Genomic DNA, 3267 nt, shown 5'->3' with positions numbered 1-3267 from the left:
AGGTCCCAGGGGTTGCGCGCCAGCTTGTGGAAGCTGGAGAGGCCGGAGGACAGCATGCCGTAATCCGGCATGGTGGTCTTGGCCAGGATCACCGCGCCGGATTCGCGCAGCCGCGCCGCCGGCGGGGCATCTTGTGCCGCCGGCACCAATGTCGTCGCAGCGGTGCCGACCGGCACCGGCACGCCCTTGGTCGCGATGTTCTCCTTGATCGTCACCGGCACGCCGTCGACCGGGCCGAGCGGCCGGCCCTCGGCCCAGCGCGCGGTCGAGGCCGCGGCGGCGGCCCGGGCACCGGCCGGGTCGAGCGCCCACAGCGCCTGCAGCTGCGGCTCCCACGCCTCGATCCGCTGCAGCACCGCCTCGGTCACCTCGACCGGCGACAGGCTGCGGTCGCGGTAGCGGGCGACGAGATCGACGGCGGAGAGATCGGCAAGCGAGGTCATGCGTCACCGGCTGAGCAAGAGGACGGATGTCCTGCCCAGATAACCGGAAATCCGGTCGGGCACCAAGCCGAATTGCCCGGCGCGCCGGAACCGGGACGGCAGGGATCTGCCGTCCCGGGGCGGCAACCGCGGCTACAGAACGAAGTCGCCCGCGACGAGGGTGATCCGTCCGGAGAGGACGATTTGGAAGTCGGACGTGCCGTCGCCATTGACGTCGCCGGCGATGGTGGTGGTGTCCGCCGAGGCCGCATAGCGCAGTTCGCCGGCATGGTGGGTGAAGATGGTCGAACCGATGAAGCGGAAGGCCTGGTCGCCGGCCACGGCGGTGTTGGCGTCGATCGCCGACAGGTCGATCTTGTCGCCCTGGGCGTGGGAGAAGTCGGTGATCCGGTCGGCATTGGCGCCGACCGCGCTGTGGCTGGCGGCGGAGAACACGAAGCGGTCGGCCCCGGCCAGCCCGGTCAGGACATCCTTGCCGGCCCAGCCGTTCAGCACATTGGCCAGGATGTTGCCGGTGATGGTGTCGGCCCCCTGGCTGCCATTGACGTTCTCGATGCCGAAATAGCTGTCGCCCTGGGCCTCGCCGCCGCTGCCGGCCTGCAGGTTGAGGTTGACGGTCACCCTGGTCGCGCTGGTGGTGTAGCTGACCGTGTCGATGCCGGCGCCGCCGTCCAGCCGGTCGGCCCCCGCGCCGCCGCGGAGCACGTCGTTGCCGTTCCAGCCCTGCAGCACATTGGCGCCGGCATCGCCCGAAAGCGTGTCCCTGCCTTGGCTGCCGGAGAGGTTCTCGATCGAGACCAGAGTGTCGCCCTGGGCTTCGCCACCCGTGCCCTTGCCGATGGAGAGATCGACCGAGACCCCGGCGGTGCCGTCGTAATAGCTGGCGGTGTCGACGCCCGCGCCCCCGTTGAGTCCGTCCGCCCCACCGCCGCCGCGCAGGACATCGTCGCCGTCCCCGCCGGTCAGGATGTTGGCGGCGCTGTTGCCGGCCAGGGTGTTGTTGGACGCATTGCCGTAGAGGGTGAAGACGCCGGTTCCGCCGATCGTGCCGTTCTCGACATTGACAGGCAGGATATAGAAGGACGCCGGCCCGGGCACGGGAACGATCAGGATGGTGTCGATGCCGCCATCGGCGCTTTCGATAACCTGATCATAGAGCCATTGGATGATGCCGCTGCCGCTGATGAAGACCACCGTCACGTCGGCCAATCTGTAAGTGTCGTTGCCCGAGCCGCCGGCCAGCGCGTCGAACCCCACGCTTCCGTCTAGAAAGTTGGCCGCCGACGAGCCGGTCAGCGTATCGCCGTAGGCGGAGCCGACCAGATTCTCGATCGAGACCAGGACATCGCCGGCGGCGTCGCCGCCGCTCCCCGTGCCGGCCCCGAGGTCGATCGCGACGGCGGCGCCGCTGGCCTCATAGCTGACCACGTCGATCCCCGTGCCGCCGTCGAGCCGGTCGGCTCCGGCACCGCCCACGAGGGTGTCATTGCCGGCGCCGCCGAACAGTGTGTTGGCACCGGCCGTGCCGGTCAGCGTGTCGTTGAAGGCGCTGCCGGCGAGGCTTTCGATCGACATCAGCACATCGCCCGCGGCCGTGCCCCCGGCCGCCGTCCCCGCCGCGAGGTCGATCGTGACGGCGGCGGTGCTGTCGCTGTAGCTGGCGGTATCGAACCCGTCCCAGCCGTCGAGGCGGTCGGCCCCGGCGCCGCCCCTCAGGCGATCGTCACCCTGGTCCCCGAGCAGGGTGTTGGCGGCGGCGTCGCCGATCAGCGTGTCGTTAAATATGCTGCCAAGAAGAATCTCGATCGAGACCAGGGTGTCGCCCTGGGCGCTGCCGCCACTCGCCGTGCCGGTCCCGAGATCGGCGACGACGGCGAAGAGGCTGTCGACGTATGAGGCCGTATCGATGCCGGCGCCGCCGTCGAGGCGGTCGGCCCCGAGGCCGCCACGCATCGTATCGCCGCCGTTCAGGCCCTTGAGCGTGTCGTTGCCGGCGCGGCCCACCAGGGTGTTGTCGTCGTTGTTGCCGTTGAGGGCGTTGTCGAGGTCGTTACCGAACAAGTCGAAGGCGCCGTCGCCGCTGATGTAGCCGGCCTCGACATTGTCGGGCAGCGTATAATAGCTCGCATTCACATCCGCCTCGACCACGACGCTGTCGTAGCCGCCATTCGCGGCCTCGACGACCTCGTCGTAGCCGCTGGCTGACACACCGGCGATGACGAAGATGCTGGTGCTGGTCAGCCGGTAGTCGTCGTTGCCGGCGCCGCCGGCCAGCGTGTCGTGGCCGCCGCCGCCGGAGAGCAGGTCGTTGCCGGCACCGCCTTCCAGCGAATCCTCGCCATCGCCTCCATACAGCGAGTCGTCGCCCGACCCGCCGACCAACGAATCATTGCCGTCCTCGCCGGTCAATGTGTTGGCCAGCGCGTTGCCGGTCAGGTTGAAGCCGTCATCCGACATGACGAAGCCGTATTCGATATTGTCGGCCAGGATGTAGCTGCTGAGATGGGCGGTGGCCGCGATGTAGACTATATCCGTGCCGGCGCCGGCCGCCTCGACGAGCTTGTCGTAGCGATAGGCGACAGCGCCGCCCGAGCTGTAGGAGCTTTCGTCGATCAGATAGTAGAGGTCGTCGCCGGTGCCGCCCGCCAGCGTGTCGTAGGCCGTCGGGATGGGAAGCGTGCCCGGCGGCACGTCCCCGATCAGGACATCGTTGCCGGCCCCGCCGTTCAGGGTATCGGCGCCGCCGGACCCGATCAGCTGGTCGTTGCCGGCCAGGCCGTTGATGATATCCGCATCGAGGGTGCCGAAGAGTTCGTCGCCATCG

2 protein-coding genes are annotated in these 3267 nt (G+C 68.9%); both read right to left on the bottom strand.

Features of this window, described 5'->3' with window-relative positions; genetic code table 11:
- Positions 1–443: amidase family protein (locus tag AC3XYG_RS39430; RefSeq protein ID WP_489145376.1), on the bottom strand; the 443-nt coding region annotated here is incomplete at its 3' end.
- Between the two features lie 132 nt (positions 444–575).
- Positions 576–3267 (bottom strand): beta strand repeat-containing protein (locus tag AC3XYG_RS39425; protein ID WP_489145375.1); only part of this gene is annotated, 2692 nt, incomplete at its 5' end.

It is taken from the genome of Inquilinus sp., assembly GCF_057815775.1.
Note: the sequence above shows the minus strand (reverse complement) of the source record. Positions and strands in the feature narration are given on the sequence as shown.